This is a genomic window from Paenibacillus barengoltzii G22, from assembly GCF_000403375.2.
GTDB classification, from domain to species: Bacteria; Bacillota; Bacilli; order Paenibacillales; family Paenibacillaceae; genus Fontibacillus; species Fontibacillus barengoltzii.
In genome coordinates this window covers 1,701,378-1,722,985 of the sequence record NZ_KE159652.1, presented here as the reverse complement: position 1 = coordinate 1,722,985, position 21,608 = coordinate 1,701,378, and the positions used below count along the sequence as shown (strand labels likewise).

The 21,608-nt window shown below is 49.7% G+C and carries 17 protein-coding genes; 12 read left to right on the top strand and 5 right to left on the bottom strand.

Annotated features, from left to right (window positions below; all coding sequences use genetic code 11):
• The first annotated feature begins 122 nt into the window (after nt 1-122).
• From C812_RS22230 to C812_RS08015, 6 genes are all read left to right on the top strand, one after another.
• Nucleotides 123-287 (top strand): hypothetical protein, encoded by a 165-nt coding sequence (locus tag C812_RS22230; protein WP_016312171.1) that lies wholly within the window; start codon nt 123-125, stop codon nt 285-287.
• A gap of 151 nt (nt 288-438) precedes the next feature.
• Entirely contained in the window at nt 439-1,485 is a 1,047-nt protein-coding gene (locus tag C812_RS08035; protein WP_016312169.1) for a LacI family DNA-binding transcriptional regulator, read from the top strand.
• 327 nt (nt 1,486-1,812) lie between these two features.
• Entirely contained in the window at nt 1,813-4,617 is a 2,805-nt protein-coding gene (locus tag C812_RS08030) for a beta-galactosidase (protein ID WP_016312168.1), read from the top strand.
• A 66-nt stretch (nt 4,618-4,683) separates the two neighbouring features.
• On the top strand, nt 4,684-5,607 hold the full coding sequence (locus C812_RS08025) for an ABC transporter permease (protein ID WP_036624835.1): 924 nt from the start codon (nt 4,684-4,686) through the stop codon (nt 5,605-5,607).
• 12 nt (nt 5,608-5,619) lie between these two features.
• Nucleotides 5,620-6,531: a carbohydrate ABC transporter permease gene (locus C812_RS08020; RefSeq protein WP_016312166.1), complete on the top strand. Its 912-nt coding sequence runs from the start codon at nt 5,620-5,622 to the stop codon at nt 6,529-6,531.
• 38 nt (nt 6,532-6,569) lie between these two features.
• Nucleotides 6,570-8,174, top strand: a complete 1,605-nt coding sequence (locus tag C812_RS08015) for a DUF3502 domain-containing protein (protein ID WP_016312165.1) — start codon at nt 6,570-6,572, stop codon at nt 8,172-8,174.
• Nucleotides 8,175-8,244: 70 nt separating this feature from the next.
• Here the strand turns inward: C812_RS08015 and C812_RS08010 are convergent, their stop codons facing one another.
• Entirely contained in the window at nt 8,245-8,838 is a 594-nt protein-coding gene (locus C812_RS08010; RefSeq protein WP_016312164.1) for a YjgB family protein, read from the bottom strand.
• Nucleotides 8,839-9,079: 241 nt separating this feature from the next.
• On the opposite strand from C812_RS08010, the gene C812_RS08005 reads away from it, so the two are divergent.
• Nucleotides 9,080-10,381 carry an Nramp family divalent metal transporter gene (locus C812_RS08005; RefSeq protein ID WP_016312163.1) on the top strand — a complete coding sequence of 434 codons (1,302 nt, stop codon included), beginning with the start codon at nt 9,080-9,082 and terminating at the stop codon, nt 10,379-10,381.
• Nucleotides 10,382-10,515: 134 nt separating this feature from the next.
• Here C812_RS08005 and C812_RS22990 read toward each other — a convergent pair whose 3' ends face one another.
• The 3 genes from C812_RS22990 to sleB all read right to left on the bottom strand — a co-directional run bounded on the left by C812_RS22990 (nt 10,516) and on the right by sleB (nt 13,255).
• A complete protein-coding gene (locus C812_RS22990) occupies nt 10,516-10,725 on the bottom strand; it encodes a hypothetical protein (protein WP_009223305.1) in 210 nt (69 codons plus the stop codon).
• A 289-nt stretch (nt 10,726-11,014) separates the two neighbouring features.
• The gene (locus tag C812_RS07995) at nt 11,015-12,472 is read right to left on the bottom strand and encodes a 4-hydroxyphenylacetate 3-hydroxylase family protein (RefSeq protein ID WP_016312161.1); all 1,458 of its coding nucleotides are present in this window, start codon (nt 12,470-12,472) and stop codon (nt 11,015-11,017) included.
• 126 nt (nt 12,473-12,598) lie between these two features.
• A complete protein-coding gene (gene sleB / locus C812_RS07990; protein WP_016312160.1) occupies nt 12,599-13,255 on the bottom strand; it encodes a spore cortex-lytic enzyme in 657 nt (218 codons plus the stop codon).
• Nucleotides 13,256-13,583: 328 nt separating this feature from the next.
• Here sleB and C812_RS07985 point away from each other — a divergent pair, with 328 nt between their 5' ends.
• From C812_RS07985 to C812_RS07965, 5 genes are all read left to right on the top strand, one after another.
• Nucleotides 13,584-15,989 carry a polyprenyl synthetase family protein gene (locus C812_RS07985; protein WP_016312159.1) on the top strand — a complete coding sequence of 802 codons (2,406 nt, stop codon included), beginning with the start codon at nt 13,584-13,586 and terminating at the stop codon, nt 15,987-15,989.
• 311 nt (nt 15,990-16,300) lie between these two features.
• Entirely contained in the window at nt 16,301-17,779 is a 1,479-nt protein-coding gene (locus C812_RS07980) for an Lsa family ABC-F type ribosomal protection protein (RefSeq protein WP_016312158.1), read from the top strand.
• A gap of 132 nt (nt 17,780-17,911) precedes the next feature.
• The gene (locus C812_RS07975) at nt 17,912-19,003 is read left to right on the top strand and encodes a FecCD family ABC transporter permease (protein ID WP_016312157.1); all 1,092 of its coding nucleotides are present in this window, start codon (nt 17,912-17,914) and stop codon (nt 19,001-19,003) included.
• Between the two features lie 3 nt (nt 19,004-19,006).
• Nucleotides 19,007-19,768 (top strand): ABC transporter ATP-binding protein, encoded by a 762-nt coding sequence (locus tag C812_RS07970; RefSeq protein ID WP_016312156.1) that lies wholly within the window; start codon nt 19,007-19,009, stop codon nt 19,766-19,768.
• Nucleotides 19,769-19,783: 15 nt separating this feature from the next.
• Nucleotides 19,784-20,878 carry an ABC transporter substrate-binding protein gene (locus C812_RS07965; RefSeq protein WP_016312155.1) on the top strand — a complete coding sequence of 365 codons (1,095 nt, stop codon included), beginning with the start codon at nt 19,784-19,786 and terminating at the stop codon, nt 20,876-20,878.
• A 66-nt stretch (nt 20,879-20,944) separates the two neighbouring features.
• On the opposite strand, the gene C812_RS07960 is transcribed toward C812_RS07965, so the two are convergent.
• The gene (locus C812_RS07960) at nt 20,945-21,457 is read right to left on the bottom strand and encodes a DUF2798 domain-containing protein (protein ID WP_016312154.1); all 513 of its coding nucleotides are present in this window, start codon (nt 21,455-21,457) and stop codon (nt 20,945-20,947) included.
• Between the last annotated feature and the right edge of the window lie 151 nt (nt 21,458-21,608).

Below are 21,608 nucleotides of genomic sequence, written 5' to 3'. Positions count from 1 at the left end.
AAATATAGCAAATATATCCTATGGATGAATCTCACCTGGATTGAAATCGCTTGGTTTGATCGAAATTGCATGAAAAATGGAGATACAGGAGACGCTATTTTAGCGAAAAGGGGGATATAAATATGCCAAATCAGGAGCATCAAAACATCGAAACGGATGGGGATCCGCGCACGATCTACGAAGATACGAGCCCGCACATCCGAACTGGCTTTCTGCCGGGGCAGTCGGATGTGACCTCCGCCGAGCCCGAAAACAGCAATTCGGAGCAAGATCAAATGCAGTCTTAATGGAAACAGGCCTTTCTCCAAAAGGAGAGGGCCTGTTTTGTTATGAGATCTGGGCGGGAGGGAACGGTATTCGCTTGTTCTATTCTCAAATGCTGGAAATATTGATATACTGGGGGTAATCTGGGCTACTAATTTATGGGCAGGTGAAATTATGAAACCGATTACAGTCTACGATATTGCCAAAGAAGCGAATGTATCCGTTGCTACCGTGTCACGCGTCCTGAACAATACCGCACCTGTGAAAAAGGAAACCCGGGAACGCATCAACGAACTCATTAACAAATACCAGTTTCAACCTAATGCGCTAGCACGAAGTTTGTCGAAGAAGGAAACGGGGATGATCGGCATTATTCTTCCGGATATTACAAATCCGTTTTTTCCCGAAGTGTTGTCCGGGTTTGATCTGGAAGCGCGTAAGCAAGGGTATACTTACTTTCTGTGCGACACGGTCTCAGCCAGCGTAGACAGCGAAGAGCAATATGTCCGCGAATCGCAATATTTAAATGCGCTCGCAGAGAAACAGGTGGACGGGATCGTCATGATGGGGGGACGGGTAGATTTGGCCAAACCTGACACGCAACTGGTTGAGGAGGTAGCTGAGATCGGCAAAAGGCTGCCGGTTCTGTTGGTCAACGGCCGACTTCCTAAATCTGGCCTGAATCGTGTGGCCGTGGATGAACGGCATGGCGCGGAATTGGCGGCTGAGCATTTGATTGAACTCGGGCATCGCGACATCGCGATTGTAGGCGGCTACCGTCAGATGTCCAACACCCAGCAGCGGACGAGCGCTTTCTTGAAGAAAATGGTGCAGTCGGGGCTCGAGGTGCGCAAAGAGTGGGTGATGCATGGTGGTTTTTCCGTCGACAGCGGCATGATGTTTATGAATCAATTGCTTCAGATGCCTAAGCGGCCGACGGCGATCTTCTGTCTGAACGACTTAGTTGCGATCGGCGTGTTAAAGGCGGCGGTTAAAGCAGGGTTGCGTGTCCCTGAAGACCTCTCGATTATCGGATATGATGATACACCGTTTGCCTCCTACAGCACTCCAGAACTGACGACCATTTCACTGCATGCTCATGAGCTCGGTCGAACGGCGGGGGAAGTCCTGCACCAGATGATTACGAAGTCCAAGGTGAACAAAACGACCTTGCTGAAGCCGGAACTGGTTATTCGCGAGTCTACTGCGGCTCTTAACTAGGGTTAGGAGCTTTGCACCCGCCTCCGAAAAAAAGGAATTGACAACTTAAATTAGGCTGGGCTAGAATAACTGCAAGAAAGCCCTTACATTTCATTCGCAGGTAATTCTTCCTTTTTTCACCCTCCACTAAATGCAACGAAACTTTACTTCTTTTATCAACTCCGAAGAGAAGCATCAATCCGAACAATTCTTGGCGTAACAACCGAATCTTTGCGTTTGATTCAATGTGAAACCCGTTTCACTCTAATTTAATCGCTTAAAATGTAACGGGTTTCATGAAATGGGATTCATTAAAATTTAATAATACAGACGCTAGGAGTGGTCGCTATGAGTACGCGTATCGAATCCGAATCCGTTGTAAGTCTATCTGGCCAAGCGGTTAACATCCGTGGGGAGAGTGTGATCCTGCTTTGTGCTTCACTCTTTTATTTCCGGATTCCCCCCGAGTTATGGCAAGAACGGCTCCAGCAGGTGAGAGAAGCCGGCTATAACTGCATCGACGTCTATTTTCCTTGGAATTTCCATGAGCTTCAGGAGGGGACCTGGGAGTTCACCGGGATGCGGGATGCAGATCGGTTTTTGCAACTAGCCAGTGAGGTGGGATTATGGGTGATCGCTCGCCCTGGACCGTATATTTGCTCTGAATGGGATGGCGGCAGCCTGCCTGCGTATTTGTACGCCAAAGAGCCAGCTCTGAAGATTAGGGATAATGATCCTGCGTTCTTGCAGCATGTGGCTAGGTGGTATGCGCAGATATTACCGATCCTTCATCGTCATGAAGTGACGAACGGAGGCAGCGTTATTTTCGTTCAGCTTGAAAATGAACTCGACTTCTATGATTGCTCCGACCCGGCAGGTTATATGGCGGCACTGCGAGACATGGCTGCAACACATGGTTTAACCGTTCCGCTGATTGCTTGTGCCGGTCAAGGCGGCTTAGTGCAGGCATTCGGGTTAACGGAAGGCATTGTGCCGACCTGTAACTTCTATCCGAATGATCGGGATCCTGATTTCGAGCACAAGGTGTTGCATTATCGGGAGGTGCTTCACAGACTGGGTCTTCCACTGCTCGTTACCGAAACGAACCGGAGCCATTACTTGCTGCGCAGACTGCTGTCCGCTGGAGCCAAGCTGTTAGGTCCTTATCTGCAGGCGTCGGGCACCAATTTCGGCTTCACCAATGCGACGAATAACTGGGGGAAGCCGCTGGCTTTCTTGACCTCGGATTACGATTTCGGAGGCATGATTTCGCCGGAAGGCCATCTCCGTGAAGAAGTGAAGGAGGCGAAGCTTCTCTCCAGGTTAATTCGTGCCTATGGCCGTGCGATTGCGGAATCTGAGCCGGATTCCGAGAGCAAATGGTCTGTTGCTGGCGAGAAGGAGGGGGTATTTGGTCCGTATGTGCTGCGTCTGAAAGGCGGCGGAGAGCTGATTTTTGTGACCAATGGTGAAGAGCGATCCAAGCAAATCAGCTTGCACCATGAGGATGCGAGCCAGGCTTCATCTACGGGGACATTGACCTTGGCTACTTCGAGATCCTTGGCGCTGCCAGCAATGGTGCCGCTATCGAACTGGGGAGTTCCAGGACATCTCGTATCCTCCACAGCAGAGCTTTATATGGCAGAACAGCAGAAGGACGGGGTGGTTCTCGCGTTTCACAAGGAGGGGGATAACGCGGAGATCATCCTATCCGTTGATGTTGCCAATAATCCAATGACTGAGGGGATGCAAGTCATCCATCGCGAGGGTCAGCTGATCTTGCAACTGTCTGGAGCCGAGACGGCGTTTTGTCGGTTTGAACTGAAGGAGGGGCAGCGTTGTACGGTCATTGTCACAAGCCGTCTCAATGCGCTTCGGACCGAAGCGATTCATCTGGATGGGAGCGTCACCTTAACCGAGGATCCATCGGTCTCGAATGGACCTGACCCTGCGCCAGCAGCACTCGATTGGCGGTTTGTGGCGAGGAAGGGCTGGAAGGCGCCAATCCAAGCTGCGACGGCACAGACGAAAGGGGTGAAGGCCGAATTCTTGGAACGGCTTGGCGTTTACCGCGGATACGCCTGGTATGAGGCCGAGACCAATTGGGATGCCGATAAGCACCAGATGCATGGATTTCTGGTGCGTCAGGCAAGTGATGTCGTTTCGCTGTATGCGGATGGGACGTACCTCGGTACATTCACTCCCGGTGGAGCCAGCATGTTTGTCCCAGCAAGCGGACGAGAAGCGAAGAAGCTGCAAGCGCGAGTGGAGATTTGGGGCCACAGCAACTTCGATGACCTCCGGCTCCCGGCACTGCGCTTGCCTTCCCTGAAAGGGTTCAAGGGGATTGCGACCATCACCGCTGTCCACAACATTACCTCGAATTGGCGCGTGCATCCGAAGGTCGACCGTTCGTGGCAAGGCACGCTCACACAGCCGGACGAAGCGCTATGGCCCGTCGTTAGTTTTGGAAGCTGGTTGTCTGCGGACTATCCGTCCCAAATGATCTTCCGCAGAACGTATATTCCCGGGGCTGGCGGAGATTCGTGGACGCTGCATTTTCAGAACTTTCAAGGATATGCGCGGCTTTGGGTGAACGGTATTGATGTCGGCCTCATCCATCCGCTGGATCCATTTATCGATTTGAAGCCGTTTGTTACCCCGGGACAGGAACTGCTTCTAGAGGTCTATTTGGAACGAACGATGGGACATCACACCGGTCAAGTGTTGGTCTATGAAGGGATTGAAGCTTCGGCGTATACGATCATGGCAGCGGAGGAAGCTGAGCTGAAGGCTGCAGCCGATCAAGAAATTGCTAACGCAACTCCGCTTGAATTACCGTTGACACTGACCTCCGGTGAAGCCGGATGGTTATTCGCTTCCATTCCGAACTCTGCACAAGGCAAAGGTTGGAGGGTCCGTGCCGCAGGCTCGGGATTAAAGCTTACGGTGTTTATGGAGGAGCGGATCGTCGGCAGGCTGTGGCTGCCAGGAGGCGAAGGAAGGCCGATGATGACCGGCGGCAGCGCGGACTCCTTTTATTTGCCGGGTCCATGGTTTCAGGCAGGCCAAGCGCAGCTGTCAATTTTTCTCGAAGCCGTGGATGAACAGGATGCAGGCAGCTTAAAGAAGCTGGAGTTTATTTCCGTATAGAAAGGGGGGAGGCCTATGGAAATCCCGACACCAACAGAGGTACGCCAGCGGCCGCAGCTTTATCGGATGCGTCAGCAAGGATGGTTCAAACGGTTATGGAGCAATAAAACGCTGCTGCTGATGTGTCTGCCGGCGATCATCTTCTTTATCATTTTCGCGTATTTGCCGATGCCCGGCTTGTATTTGGCTTTTATCAAGTACAACTATACAGATGGGATATTTAAGAGTCCGTTCGTGGGGTTCGATAACTTCAGATTTCTTGTAATGACGGGGGATTTGTGGCGGCTGACGTTTAACACGGTGGTTTATAACTTGGCCTTCATCCTGCTGGGGAACGTCTTGCAGATTACCGTTGCGGTGTTCCTGAACGAACTTCGTCTCAAATGGTTTAAAAAGCTAACTCAAACCTTGATGTTCCTGCCGCACTTTATTTCGGCGGTTCTGATTGGTCTGATCGCTTATAACGTGCTGAGCTACGACTATGGTCTGCTCAACAGCATTTTGACATCGCTGGGATTTGATCCGGTAAAGACGTATTCGAACGCAACGATCTGGCCGTTTATTATCGTGCTGACCTACTTATGGCAATCGACAGGGTATGGATCGATCGTCTATTTTGCCGCCATTATGGGGCTGGATAACGAAATTGTCGAAGCAGCGGAAATCGATGGGGCCGGTGCCTTCCAGCGCATCCGATATATTGTGCTTCCTTGGCTGAAGCCCACCTTTATCATTCTGCTCCTGTTTTCGCTGGGCGGCATCCTGCGCGGGAACTTCGGCTTATTCTTCAACCTGGTGGGAGCCAACAACACTGCGCTGTACGCAACGACCGATATCATCGAAACGTATGTGTTCCGCGCCCTTATGACCAACTTCAACTTCTCGATCGGGAGCGCCGTCAGCCTCTATCAATCCGTGTTTGGATTTGTGGTGGTGATTACCGCCAACTGGCTGGTCAAGAAGGTTTCGCCCGATAACTCACTCTTCTAGGAGGTGCAAGGCATGGATGACGTCCATGAAACGCGAAGTATCCGCACCGATCTCGGCGGTATCATCGTCAAAATCGTCGGCTACTTGTTTATCGGCTTCTTCGCCTTATGTTGTTTGCTGCCCTTCCTGCTGGTCCTTGGCACATCCTTTACGTCGGAAGCGGCGATCAAACGGTTTGGTTTCAATTTCTGGCCCCGGGAATTCAGCACCTTCGCATACAAAATCGTCTTCGAAAATCCGGATCTCATCATCGGCTCATATCTTGTCACCATCGGTATCACAATCTGCGGTACCGCGTTGGGGTTATTCTTGGTGGCGATGACGGGGTACGCACTGCAACGGCCCGATTTTGCTTACCGGAACCGCATCTCTTTCTTTATCTACTTTACGACCCTGTTCAGCGGCGGACTGGTTCCGTTTTACTTACTAGTGACACAGTATTTGGGCCTGAAGGATAACTACTTAGCTGTCTTGCTGCCAGGTCTGCTTAGTCCATTCTTAATCATCATGATGAAAAGCTTTGTTCGTTCCATACCTCATGCGATCACGGAATCAGCCAAAATCGATGGGGCGGGGGATTTCACCATCTTTATCCGCCTGATCTTACCGATGACAACGCCTGCTTTGGCCACAATCGGCTTGTTTATCGCCTTGGGGTATTGGAATGAATGGTATAACTCCATGTTGTTCTTATCCCCGGACATGAAGTACCGCCCGTTGCAGTTGTTCCTATATAACGTGATCACCAGTGCGGACTTCATCCGAAATTCAGCCGCTGCGTCGAACGTGGAACTCCGTGATGTGCCGCTTGAATCGATGAAGATGGCGACGGCGATCGTGGCGACGGGGCCGGTGATATTATTCTACCCGTTTGTGCAGCGCTATTTTATCAAAGGCATCACCGTTGGCGCTGTCAAAGGCTAAGGCTTCACAATTTCAAATAGATGAGGGAGGTTGTGTGAATGGTTCGATGGAAGAAAGCGTCAATTTGGGTCATGGTAAGCCTGCTGGTATTGCTGTTGGCGTCCTGCGGCGGCTCTAACAACAACAAAGGAGCGGGCAGCGATGCGCCAAACAATGGGGGCAATGCGGCGAATACTGGTCAAGAGACGGATACGGGAATCGACACGTCCAAGTTCGTGAAGATCAGTTACCTCGTTTTGGGGGATAAACCTAAGAACGGGCAGTTCGAAAAGGTGCTTGCCGAAGTCAACAAAATCATGAAGGAAAAAATCAACGCCGAGCTGGAATGGAAATGGATCGAATGGGCGGATTGGCAGACCAAGTACAATCTCGCGTTAGCCTCCGGGGAACCGATTGATCTGATTACGATCGGTACGGACTGGTTGGACACCTGGGGCAATGCGCAGCGCGGCGCCTTCATGAACCTGGATGAACTCCTGCCGAAATACGCGCCGGAAACGTGGAATTCCATCCCGGCAGAGGATTGGGAAGAAAGTAAATACAACGGCAAAATCGTTCTGATTCCTGAAAACGATTACACGCAGTGGGTTAACCACGGTTTCTTCTACCGCGGCGATTGGGCGAAGGAGGCTGGGATTACCGAGCCGATTAAGGATTGGGAAGGCATTGAGAAGTACTTGCAGTACATTAAAGACAACAAACCGGATGTGATTCCGTGGGACGCAGCGTCAGGCACGCAAACCTGGGGGGGATTTATCCAATCGTATACAGATGAACTGGAGCTTCCAATTTCGACGGGCTTCATGCCGGTATTTACAACCAAATCCTATGAAGAGCGATTTACTGCTGTAAGTCCCATCTTTGAGGACGTATTCTTGGATTACGCCACGATGATGAAACGATGGGCGGATCAAGGCTTCTGGCGTGAAGACGCCCTAAATAACAAAAATAACAACCGCGATGCGTTGAAAGCCGGCTTGTCTGGGCTGGATCAACACCATACACAGACGTTCTCTGGACTTCGCGTCGAAATGGATAAAGCACAGCCGGGTTCAGAGTTGCAGATGTTCCCCTTCTCCCGGACACGCGGCACAAACCTGATGGAGCTGTCGATTACCCATGGCGGCACCTCCGTAGGCGCGCACAGCAAAAACCCGGAACGCGCGCTGATGGCCTATGATCTGATTCGCAATAATGAAGAGATTTATCATCTGATCAACTATGGAATTGAAGGCGTGCAATACGTCATCAAGGATGGCAAACGGGCGCGTCCTGAAGGTTATGATGACGCAAGAGACGGATTTTATTCCGATTTCTGGGGCGGCCGCGTCGACAAGTTTGAAATTCCAAGCGAAACGACGTGGGATCAAATCGAAGAGACGTTGTATGCGGAATACGATAAGATCAAGAAGCCATATGTGTACGGTCGCTTCGTATTTGATAAAACACCAGTAGAAGCCGAACTAACCGCAATCTCGCAGGTAACCGGGGAGCTTGGGCCGGCCATCGTGATGGGGAAAGCAGGAGACCCCGCGAAGGCGGTTGAAGAGTTCCGCAACAAGCTGAAGCAGGCCGGATACGATAAAGTGCTGGCCGAGCTGCAAAAGCAGTTGGACGCCTACAAAGCTCAGATCGGTGAATAATTGACAGTAGATAAAAACTGAACAGACCCGCGATTTTGCGGGTCTGTTTTTTGTGCTGCAAGTAACAACTTCATTTTTTGAGCAGATTAATATGATCGAGGTCTGTGCTGCTGTTAAATATAAATTCCAGCTTGTAATCACCGCGGATATAAGTCAGCTTGGTTTGTTCCAGATTCCCGTTGTGAATCGTACTGCTCGCGTCGGGGGCGAACCAGTTTTGTTTTAACATTTTTACGGTGATGCCACCGATATTCGTTTGACGTTCCACGTTGGTACCGAAATAGCGCATTTCCTGAAGCGTCCCATGTGAATAGGAAAAAGCGTATCCCGGATTGCCCATGTTTGCGCTGTACAAGTCAAAAGCCAAGTTTCCTTTGCCCTCGATGGAAGGCTCACCGAACAGTCTGATGACGTCCTTCTTGCTACTTTTGCCCACTGTCAAGCCGGCAACAGCCCCGGGGAACTGACCTGTTAATACGGGTTTATAGAAGCTGTTTAAGGTTTCCAAGGCATGAGCGGATTCTTCCTGTTGAATCTGAGCTGCCTTGAGTAGCGTTGGCTGTGCATCGACAACACTGCTGGAGGTCGCCCAAGTGGCAGCACCCAAGATTCCTAAGGCAAGAAGCGCGAGGACGACTTTAGGTTGGATGATTTTATGGTACATCATAGAACTCCTTCCGGTCCAATGAAGTATGACGAGGTATATCGTTCATCCACATTCCATATCATAGGACAAACTGCGAGTGAACAAGTGTCGATATCGTTAAATAGAGATTGCAATTTCGCAAGAAAATGGATTTACATTTTTCAAAATGAGGCATATACTAAAACTATAAAGTTGCACACAGGAAACTTTAATGGATATAGACAACTTTAGTAGACGCAAGCGCAAGGGAGGGATTCACATGATGGAACAAAGTATTGCGCAACAAACGACTCCAGTCACCTCGAAAGGATTGGATCATCAAACGTCCGCACATGCCGCACTAGACGGCAGAACGAAAGGGATGAAACGGCTTCTTCCGTTTCTTGGACCTGCGTTTATCGCTGCGGTTGCTTATATCGATCCCGGTAACTTTGCTACGAACATCACCGCAGGATCGAAGTACGGCTATCTGTTGTTATGGGTAATTTTCGCTTCGAATTTGATGGCGGTGCTAATTCAGTCGTTATCGGCAAAACTAGGGATTGCCACGGGCAAGAATTTGCCTGAAGTTGCCCACGATCGATTTCCGAAGGGAGTGTCGATCTTTCTATGGATTCAAAGTGAATTGGTCATTATCGCTACGGATCTGGCTGAATTTATTGGGGCGGCGTTAGGGCTTTATCTCTTGTTTGGTATTCCGATGCTGCCGGCGGCCGTGATCACCGCGATTGGCTCTTTCGCCATCCTCGAGCTGCAGCGTCGGGGATATCGTGCACTGGAAGCGGGTATCGCTGCCATGGTGTTGATCGTTGTTTTGGCCTTTGCCTTTCAAGTGATTGCGGCGAATCCGGATTATGCAGCCGTTGGAGCAGGCATGGTAACTCCGCGCTTTGATGGGGTGGACAGCGTTCTGCTGGCTGCAGGGATCTTAGGGGCAACCGTGATGCCTCATGCGATTTATTTGCACTCCTCGTTAACCCAAAATCGGATTGTGGGACGTAATGAGGCAGAGAAGAAGAAGATTTTCAAGCTGGAATTCATTGATATCGTCTTGGCGATGTTGATTGCCGGGGCCGTGAATATGGCGATGGTTGTGGTTTCTGCAGGGCTGCTCTTCAAAAACGGTCTCATCGTTGAAGATTTGGATGTCGCTTTCCATCAATTTGGCACAATCGCCGGACCGGTTACTGCCATTTCCTTCGGGCTGGGGCTGCTGATCGCAGGCCTGTCCAGTTCTTCGGTGGGGACGATGGCTGGGGATGTGGTGATGCAAGGGTTCATTAACAAACGCATTAACCTGTATGTACGGCGGGCGATTACAACCATTCCTCCGCTGGCAATTATTATATCTGGCGTGAACCCAACGAATGCTCTGGTGATGAGTCAGGTGGTATTGTCGTTTGGGATTGCATTTGCACTCATTCCGTTGATCTTGTTCACCTCTAACCGCAAAATTATGGGCTCCCTGGTGAATCATCGGGTGACCACCACGCTGGGGTGGATGATCTCCGCTTTGGTCGTGAGTCTGAACCTGTTCCTGGTTGCTCAGATGCTGTTGTAAAGGGGGAGCCGCAAGGACTTCGATTTCCGCGTTGGCGGGGATAGAGGTCCTTTTCTTGTTTTACAGGGACAAGCTAGAAAAAAACAAAAGCGAAAGAGTACCGACTGCGTGTGTGGTCTCTTTCGCTGTCTGCGTTAGAAGCACGTGAACGAGCGAATCCGATTTAAATCGATGCCGAAGTATCCCCAGAAGAACCCAAACCACCGGAATCCGGCAATCGAATTCCGTCCGACGAATACCGGGAAGAACCAGAATTGCTCCCCATTGTTCAGCCAGACATAGGTATTACGGAACAAGCAGCGTCTGATCCCGCCGGGATCGATAGCAAACGTGCCGACTTGCATTTGTGGGACAAATTGTGGTGGTGGAGAGGTTGGCGGTTGAATACCTCCAGGTGCTCCTCCCGGCGCCCCTCCCGGAGTACCGGGGAATCCTCCCGGACCTCCTCCTGGAAATCCCCCTGGAACCCCCGGCCCGCTAGGTCCCCCCGGTATTCCTGGAATCCCTCCGCCAGGTCCCGGCACTGGAAAAAATCCCATATGTGATCGCTCCCTTCAATGTATAGGCATAATCATCATATGCAAATGCGGAGAAGGCGGCTGGGCGAATGCCGAGGAAAGGAATTAATTTTCTTTATTCTCCTTTTAACTCTAGAAACTGGTAAATTCGCGATTTGTATTGCTCCATGCTCTCGCAGCAGCCATACATCCGGTTGGCAATCGTCTTTCCATTTCCGAAGAAGAAGCGTTCGAACTGGTTTTGTCTGCCTCCAAACGCTCCGCCGCCCAGCTCCCAGGCCAGTCTGAAAAGGGCGATGCGATCCTTGGCCGGGCTGGAAATCCCCTGTAAATAGGCATTGAGGTACGCTTCGTTCTCCGAAAAGAAGTCTGCCCCAAACGGGTTCATGATCAGCTGGCTGGCGCTAATCGTACGGATCAACCGCAGCGCTTCTTCATGCAGATCGGGAAATTGGATGCCTGCGGCGGTCAGGGGGGCCAGTGCTGGAACATAGTAGCCGGATGAGGTGAATGTCCCGTCAGTCTCAGCCGCCACCCGTAATGCTTTTAGATTCTCCAGCATCGCCATGAGTTTGGTGATGGAATGGAGGAACGTAGGCTCGCTATCCGCATTCTGCTCCTCGGCTAACACTTGCAACAGCCCTAGGAAAAACTCCGTTTTCGCAATGTACCGTGTGAGGATCTGGTGACCAACGTACGCATGGAAGTGCCCTTCACGAAACAACCGATCGCACAGCTCCTCTTTCCCAAAGAAAAATACCCGATCCCGCGGTACGAGAACTCGATCAAAAATCACCATCGTATCCATTTCCTCAAATCGACTGGAGAGGGGATGATCATAACTTGAATCAAACGCATGGCTCTCTCGACATATAAAGGTAATTCCCTCCACATCATTAGGCACGGCAAAAGCGAACGCGCTGGGATTGACCTGCCCGTCTCCCAACATGAACGTTGGCGTGGGGAGGACGAGGATTTCCTCGCAGGTAGGTCCCTGGGTCGCCATCAGAAAAGCTCCGCTAACGACAAGACCTTCAGGTTGGATCTCTACCACCTTGGCGGCCAGGGATTCTTCATGATCCACCGGTCCGGACATTTTGCTGATCATCGGCTGCACGAAGGCATGGGATAACGTGATATCATGCTCCCGACAATATTCGTAATACGTGCGCAGATTCCGTCCATACTCTGGCATGGCGGCCTCCAACAAGGAGCAAGCCGTATAAAACGACATCAATGCCGTGTTCATATAGTCGGGGGAACGACCGAGGAATCCATGATGCAAACCGGCCCATATCTCGGACATCCTCCTTCTGCGAACTAAGTCATCGGGTGTGGTCGGCGGCAAAAATGAAAGACCCACTCGCTCCTCGCTGGTTGGTGACACATAAGTCATGATGTCTCGCAGGTCCTCCTCGCATTGTTTGTCGTACATCGCAGCCTGCGTCCGGATCAACCCCCGAAAGGCAGGGTGCTCGGATAACGGAACGTTGACACGTTCGCCGTTGTACCATAGCCGGATGCGCTTGCGGTTGATCCGTTCGATGTACTGTTTTCCGTTTTTGATGGGCATCGTCTTCCTTGTCCCCTTTACACGTAATGAGTGTGGTTTGTATATATAGTGCAGGGAAGTTTAGGAATGTGCCTCCTAAAAAACACAGGATCTTGCGCGATTCGCAAGACCCTGTTTCATTTTCCGTTAACTGGTGAAGATGTGGTTTCCGATTTGAAGCTTCTGCGGACGCGACCATATCCATTTGCTTGTCGCTGTTTTTGGATTGAAATAATATAGCGAACCGTAGGACGGATCCCAACCTCTAACCGCATCCAGTGCAGCCAGATAGGCTGTGCGATCCGGCGTTAGCCAGATTTGCCCGTCGTCGACCGCCGTAAAGGCGCCCGGTTGAAACACAACCCCGTTGATCGTATCAGGGAATAATGACGATTGAATCCGATTCATAACGACGGCACCTACCGCCACTTGTCCAGTATATGGCTCACCTCGAGCTTCACTATAAATCACGCGAGCCAACAGATCCATTTCGGTTTGATTCAGAGAATATTTTCTCAGCGCCTTCCACGTTTGGGGCCCCGCCACACCATCTACCTGGAGCCCATAACGCGACTGGAACGTACGCACGGCTTGTTGCGTTTTTGTCCCGTAATATCCAGTAAGCTGCTCATTGAAAATGCCCAACGCCTTCAGTCGATATTGAAGATCCCAAACATCGCCGCTCGTGGAGCCCAGCTTCACCGTACCGGAGGCTGCGGCCGCTGGTGTTGGTGTTGCTCCGCCCAACAAGCCTGCCGAGAGCATGATCACCAAGAGTAAAAGGAATCCTCGGAATTTATTCATTTCGGGTGACCTCCTTTCCCTACAACATTGTAGGGAAGAGCGCAGGGCGGGACAACCTACAACTTTTGGCATTCAGCGGGAAGTCAGGGAAGGAGTGAGAATAAAAACCCCCTTCAAACCTTGAAGGGGAGAACCGGTTCCAACTAGCTGGAGCTGTGTCTTCTCGATTTGTAATAGCCGGAGCCCACGCCCCTTTCTTTTCCCCGCAACCTAGACTTAAGTCTAGGTTGGATACAGACTAATGCAGGTTTTGGTCGTTCTGTCGTTTATACTATTATAAAAGATAATGGTCTTGAAAGAAGACCCAAATAAGCCGAGGGATGCATGGATGACGATAATGAAGGCAAACACGGAACAAGTGGACAGGTGGTATCAACAGGCCGAGAGTCAAGCCGCACGTTACTTTGACGTATTGCAGGAACACATCCGTTCGAAGAGTTACGTGCCCAGACTGCTTGATGATTTCATAGGGTGGAAAAAAAGGCACCTTCCGCGTCAGAAATGGCTCCCGATCTGGCGACGCGGTGTCAAATCGCCCGAATCATCGGAAGGTTCCCGGTTTTTCGCATGGCTGGCCCGTGCAGGGAAGCTGGATGATTATTTGGAGCGTAGCGTTTCCTATATGTATTTGCGGGATCTCGGTCAGGATTTATCCGATCCCCGAACCCGTACCAAGATCCAACGCATGGTAGGAAGGTTGAAGAAGACGCTTGTCTCACCGGAAGAAGCAACAGGCGGAACCGGATTCTCGCAAGAGATGATGAGCCTCGCTTCCGTCTATCGCTGGGCGCAGCGAGAGGGCGTCGAGGAAGCGGTCATTTGGGTAATGGAGCGGTTGAAGGGGGTGCGAACCTATCTCCCACCGGAAATGAACGCCGAGGAAGCCGAGCGTAAGCTCATCAAAATCATCTTGGGCGTCGTCGTACACGTGATGGACGAAATGGATGATCAGACTGAGACAGGTTGTGCAGAACGTTCACGCCGGCTCGGAGAGGCAATCAAGCTGGGATATTATTACGGGCTGACCTACCCGTTTATTGATGATCTGCTTGATTCCGGAGCCTTAAATGCTGATGAGCAGGACCAATATTCGCGGATGATCCGCAAGACGATCCGAACGGGGATTGTCCCTGAGCTTGGGGAGTGGAGCGGTCGCCATCATGAGCTCGTTCGATATATTCATACGGAGCTTCGAGAAGCGTATGAGTTTATCCGTGGTTATCAGAATCCGGACACGCAGAACGTATTTTTCGAGCAATCCAATATCTTCTTTGAATCTCAAGACGCCGATCGCTGCAAGACATTGGATGATGCACATTATTCTAACGAGGAACTATACCTGCCTATCATATTAAAATCCGCCTCGTCACGATTGATCGTTCGTTCTGTGATTTCCGCTCCGCAAGATGAGGGGTTTGACCAGCGTGTCTTCTATTATGGCCTTTACAATCAGTTGGCTGACGATTTTGCAGACATGGCCGCTGATCTTGAAGCGGGTGCGGTCACGCCTTATACGTATTATTTGACCTACCGGCATGAACGACCGGATTTGATCAATCCGTTTGAGTTGTATTGGGTGGTCATTTCGCATTTGATCCACCATGTCTACCGTTCGGAACCCCAAACTCGCGAGATCATTTTGGCACGCGCCATTAATGGACTTAAACGATACCAAAGACGGGTTGGAGCGGACCGATTTCATGAAGTGATGGCGATATTTACGCTTGGACATCCGGAGCTGGAGGGGCTGATTCAGCTTCTGGTTCATCGTGCGGTGGATGTCGATTTCTACGACAAATGGCTGCGAGACCAACTGCTGATTACGATGCGAACGAGCCGGCAAGAGCAAGAAGCGTTTGCTGAGCTTGTTCAAATGGCTCGCAAGCACGTAAATGCGATATTGCCAATCCCTAGTGCCGCATCTTCTTCAAATAGAGAAGATCCCCTTCTGGTGGAGACGGCCAATTACAGTCTGGAAGGAAGCGGGAAACGGCTCCGACCGATCATCGCTTGGGTGATGGGCGTGCAGGTCTACGGACTAGATCCGGCTGCATTATCCCCGTTGTTCCGGGCGCTCGAATACATGCATACCGCTTCTCTCATCTTTGATGACTTGCCGTCTCAAGACAATTCTCCGTCCCGCCGCGGCAAACCAACGCTGCATGAAGTGCATAACAGTGCCATTGCGGAGCTAACAGGCATCTTCTTAATTCAGAAGGCGGTGGAAGAGCAGGCATCCTTGAAAGGCTTTGACAATGAATCTGTGCTGGTATTGCTGCAATACCTATCCCGGAAAGCCGGAGAGATTTGCATGGGGCAAGCGATGGATTTAAACGCCAAAGGCAAAGTATTAACCGTAGAGGAGCTTGACCGCATTTGCTTCTACAAGACGGGGATTGCGTTTGAAGCCTGTCTGGTGGCGCCGGCCATATTGGCACGGGCGAACGAAACGGAAATCGCCGTTCTCAAGAAATTTGCTTATCACACTGGCATCGCTTTTCAAATCAAAGATGATCTGCTGGATGGGGAAGGGGATTCGCGTTTACTCGGCAAACCGACCGGGAAGGACATCGAAAACGGCAACTCGACTTATGTGACTGTGTTGGGGACGGCTGCGGCCAACAAAGCGATGTGGGAGCATTATTGTTTGGCGATGGAAGCGCTCCAGGAGCTTCCCGAACCTCCGTCTTTTCTTAAGCACTTACTGCATTACAACATGAACCGGAAAGCATAAGCCAGTTATCATTACAGCCATTTGAATTGCTGTCAAGCCTTGAACTCCTATCCTCATTATGTTAGAATACGACTATCTTTAATGAGGGAGCTGAAACGGATGGATATTTCTTGCTAAGAAGATGGAACCGTTATGCGAGCGTCATTCGCATGGTTTTTTTCTTATGCAAGAAAGATATCTCATCCTTTCACTCTAATCGTATATTCTGAATCCATCCCCCGATGGCAGGGGTGGATTTTGTTGTATATTTTTGGGCTGCAGGAAAGGTATCTTTCTTGCAGTCCATTTTTTATGCAGGAGGGATGTTGTTCATGTCATTAATTCATGTGAACCATCTAACGTTTGCCTATGAAGGCAGTTACGATAACATTTTTGAGGATGTCAGCTTTCGTATCGATACCGATTGGAAGATGGGGTTTACCGGGAGGAACGGGCGAGGGAAGACGACCTTTCTACATTTGCTGCTCGGAAAATACGAATACAGCGGACAAATTTCCGCGGATGTCAGCTTCGATTACTTCCCGTTTGAGGTCAAGCATCCGGAGAAGCATACGCTGGATGTCGTAGAGGAAATCGTTCCGTACTATGAGCTGTGGGAGCTCATGCGTGAGCTTTCTTTGCTGCAGGTGTCGGATGATGTGCTGTACCGTCCTTTCGAAACCTTGTCCAATGGGGAGCAGACCAAGGTGATGCTTGCCGCCTTATTTTTGAAGGAGAATCACTTCCTGCTGATCGATGAACCAACGAATCATTTGGACATGGAAGCGCGAGAGCTTGTGGGGGATTATTTAAACCGCAAGAATGGGTTTATCCTGGTTTCTCATGACAGGGCTTTTCTGGATCGTTGTGTGGACCACATCCTGTCCATCAACAAGACGAACATAGAAATTCAGAAGGGCAATTTCTCCGATTGGTGGGAAAATAAAAGGCGCCAGGACAACTATGAGCTTGCCGAAAATGAAAGGCTGCAGAAAGACATCAAACGCCTGTCGGAAGCGGCCAAACGGACGAGCAACTGCTCGCATAAGGTAGAAAGCTCGAAAAATGGCACCCGAAATTCCGGCTCCAAGGTAGATAAGGGGTACATCGGTCATAAAGCGGCTAAGATGATGCAACGCTCCAAATCGATTGAGCAACGACAACAGAATGCGATTGAGGAAAAGTCGAAGCTGCTCAAAAATATCGAAACCTCGGAAAGCTTAAAAATCGCCCAGTTGCCTTACCATAAAACACAGCTTGCCGAATTCGACCGTGTTTCGATCTACCACGGTGAGAAGCAGGTGTGCCAAGAGATCAGCTTTACGATCGAACGAGGCGACCGAATTGTGCTGACGGGCCGCAACGGCTCCGGGAAATCAAGCATTCTGAAGCTGCTTTGTGGGGAGGACATCTCTTATTTCGGTACGGTACGCCAAGGAAGCCAATTGAAGATCTCCTATGTGTCCCAACAAACCTCGTGGCTGCAGGGGAATTTAACCGATTTTGCCAGAGAGCATGAAATTGATAAAAGCTTGTTTAAGGCTATTTTGCGGAAATTAGACTTCTCCAGACTGCAGTTTGAGAAGGATATGGCGGATTACAGCGGGGGACAGAAGAAGAAGGTGCTCATCGCCAAAAGCCTCTGCGAAAAAGCGCATTTGCTGGTCTGGGACGAACCGCTGAATTTCATTGACGTGATCTCGCGCATGCAGATCGAAGACTTGCTGATGAGCTATGAGCCGACGATCTTGTTTGTAGAGCATGACCGCGAGTTTTGCGAGCGAATTGCGACCAAACACGTACAACTCTAAAGAAAGACTTTCACAACCGCGTTCATCGCGGTTTTTTTTAAAAAAATTTTCAAATTCTGGATTGTAATTTTAAGAACAATATCTTATTATCATATCTATGATAATGATTCTCATTATCAGAATTATCGCTGAATGGGAGGTGAAATTCTGAATACTACCGCTGCGAATCAAAAGATGGGGAGTCTCTATTACCCCTTTATCCTCCTATTACTCGTCTTAATCGGGGTGTCTGCGGTTTTTTCCGTATCCATTGGTCAAGTCCATATTCCATTTCAGCAAGCGATGACCATTATGCTGAACTTCTTGTCACACGGTCAATGGGGGTCGCTGGAGCATATCGATAACCAATCCTACCTGAACATTATTTTGCAAGTTAGGATGCCTCGTGTCATCTTTGCTCTTCTCATCGGCATGGGACTCGCCTTGTGCGGAGCCGTGATGCAGGCCGTGGTGCAAAACCCGCTCGCGGATCCATACATACTGGGCATCTCGTCCGGCGCTTCGCTGGGGGCCACATTCGCCATTCTAATCGGCTTTGGCAGCGGCGCGCTGTTGTCTCAGTTCGGCGTTGCTTTTGGTGCCTTTGTTGGTGCGATGATCGCGTCGATCGCCGTGCTGATTCTCTCCAGCATTGGAGGCAAAGCGACATCGGTGAAGCTCGTGTTATCCGGGGTCGTGCTCGGCGCATTGTGCAGTTCCTTCTCCAGCTTGATCATTTACATCGCCAACGATGCCGAAGGGATCAAGTCCGTGACCTTCTGGGCGATGGGCAGCTTGGCTTCCTCCAGTTGGGACAAAACACCGATCTTGGCAGTGATCGTGATTCTAGGCTGCGGGCTGTTCCTGTTTCAACACCGCGTGCTGAACACGATGCTGTTAGGCGATGAATCCGCAATTACCCTGGGAATTAACTTAAGTATATTTCGCAAATTATACATGGTTTTGACCGCGTTAATTACAGGTACGATGGTGGCTTACGCTGGCATGATCGGATTCGTCGGGTTAATCATCCCGCATATCGCCCGTGGCCTGTTTGGTGCGGACCACAAGCGATTGATGCCTGGAACACTACTTCTAGGCGGACTGTTCCTGATCTGGTCAGACATTTTGTCCAGAACGCTTATCCATAACGTCGAACTGCCAATCGGGATCATAACGTCGGTGATCGGTTCCCCCTTATTTATCTATATGATCGTGAAAAAAGGCTACAATTTCGGAGGTTAAAGCATGGAGTTGACCGCGAAACACTTGGAGATCAAGATCGGCAAAAGAGAAATCGTCAAAAATGTTTCGATTCACGTCAAAAACAAACAGTTTGTTGGACTTATCGGTCCCAATGGATGCGGAAAGTCGACGTTGTTAAAAAGTATCTACAAGAGCTTGGTCCCACAAAAAGGCACGGTTTTTCTGAACGATATGGATGTATTAAAGACTTCAGAGAAAAAGGTATCACAACATTTAGGCGTGGTCGGTCAATTTAATGAGATGCATTTCGATCTAACGGTGCAGCAAATGGTGATGTTGGGCCGAACACCTCACAAAAAATTACTGGAGTCGGATAAGCAAACGGATTACAAAATCGTAGACGATGCTTTAAGGAGAACGAATCTGCTCGATTACAAAAACCGCAGTTATTTATCGCTCTCTGGGGGCGAGAAGCAACGGGTTATTCTAGCTAGAACCATTGCGCAACAGCCCAAATTCATGATTTTGGATGAACCGACGAACCATTTGGATATTCGTTATCAGCTAGAAATTTTATCTTGTGTAAAATCGCTTGAAATCGGTGTGTTGGCAGCGCTGCACGACTTGGAAATGGCCGCGCATTATTGCGATTACCTGTACGCGATCAAGGACGGCGAGGTTTATGCGCACGGCAAGCCGGCTGAAGTTCTGACACCGGAAGTGATTGAATCACTTTATCACATCAAATGCCAGACCTATATCAATCCGATTACGAACGGATTAAGCTTCGCATATGGAATTTAGAGGGGAGATCAAAGGATGAAGAAGAGAGTATGGTTTGCCTTAAGTTTAACATTATTGCTGGCATTAACGGCTTGTGGAGGGGGAAACACGAGCACCGGCAGCACGAGTACAAGCAGCGGCTCGGCGTCCGCACAAAATCAAACGGAAAATCAAGCTCAAAACCAAGCTCAGAATCAAGAAGCAGCTGCCACGCAATATCCCTTAACGATCGTGAACTACACAAAAGCGGAAGGCGGTACGGAGTGGGAAGAGAAAGAGCAAGTCTTCGACAAAGCTCCTGAACGGATCATGGCAAACACAAGACCCGCCGCTGAATTTCTGTTGCATTTAGGGTTAGGCGATAAAATTGTCGGGGTTGGCGCAAACTTCGGTGCACCGGACCCTGCAGTGGAAGAGGAATACAACAAACTGAATATTCTGAGCGATGGATACGTTGGGAAAGAAGTGACCCTGGGAACGGATCCGGATTTGGTCTATGGTCGCGGCGGTTTGTTTGAGAACGCCGATTGGGGCGTTGGCACCGTCGACGTGTTAAACGATATGGGCATCCATACTTACGTGCTGGAGTCTTCGATTACCGGGGGAACCTATGAATCGGTCTATAAGGATATCGAGAACTTAGGGAAAATCTTCAATGTGCAGGATAAAGCCAATGCATTTATACAAGAATTAAAAGCAAGACAAGAAGTGATCAGCACCAAACTGGCAGGCATCACCGAAGAGAAAACCTTCGCTTTATTGTTTATGAGCGATCCAAGTGAAGTCAGCGTCTACGCCGCCCATGCGGAAAGCTTCTTTAACGACGCATTCCATATGGTGAAGCTGGAGAATGTCTTCGAAACTAATACCAGCGACGAGGTTAGTGTGGAATCGCTGATCGGTGCCGACCCGGATGTCTTGATCGTCCCGGATTGGCGAACCTATGACGGATCGGATCCCAACACCCTCAAAGAAGCGCTTTATAACAATCCGAAACTGTCCAGCATGAAAGCGATCAAGAACAAACAGATCTATGCGGTTGATTACAACTATATGTTTGGTTATGGTTACAACACGATTGATGGCATGGAGCAGTTGGCGAAAGAAATGTATCCGGATTTGTTTAAATAAAAAATAGGGAGATGCAAAAAGAAGGCAATCCGCATTTGCGGTTTGCCTTCTTTATTACTTGGTATATTACGCTTCAACCTTTTCCATTTTGGCTGCTTTGGCAACTTGTTTGACGTGGATTTTCTTCATCACGAAACGGGCGATCGGTTGAGCAATCAACATCTCAATCCAGAAAGCGATGCAGAAGTTTTTAGGCCAATGATGAAAGAACCCTTGGATCGGATCGAGACTGATATGACGTTGTCCAACCCACGATCCAATGACCGTCAAGCAGATCGACAATACGGCGACACTGAAGAAAATATTAAACAACGTTTTCGCATTAAAGCAGTCCGTCGGTTTCGTAAATTTAGCCATCAGTTTGCCTACAAGAGGTTTTGCTACAAAGTTGACCAAACACAGCACGATTATCCACATCAACGGGAGGATTTGCAGCGTCTTCAGGTAATTTGTCTTCGAGAACCCCATTTCAAACCCCATAATCAGCGGAGCGATGGTGTTGACCGAGATAATCGATACGATCAACATGTAAATTAGGCCTTCCTTTGCGTTCCAAGGTACTCTTATTTCATTAGGCATGGTTTCATCTCCCAAATCTCAAGTATTTCAGATGGCAGACGAGCAGATTTTGCACAAAAAAAACGCACAGCCACCTCAGATGGCCCTGCGTTTTTGCTGCACACTGATACAAATATTTTAGCATTTTGTGAATGGATGATCAATGTTCAAT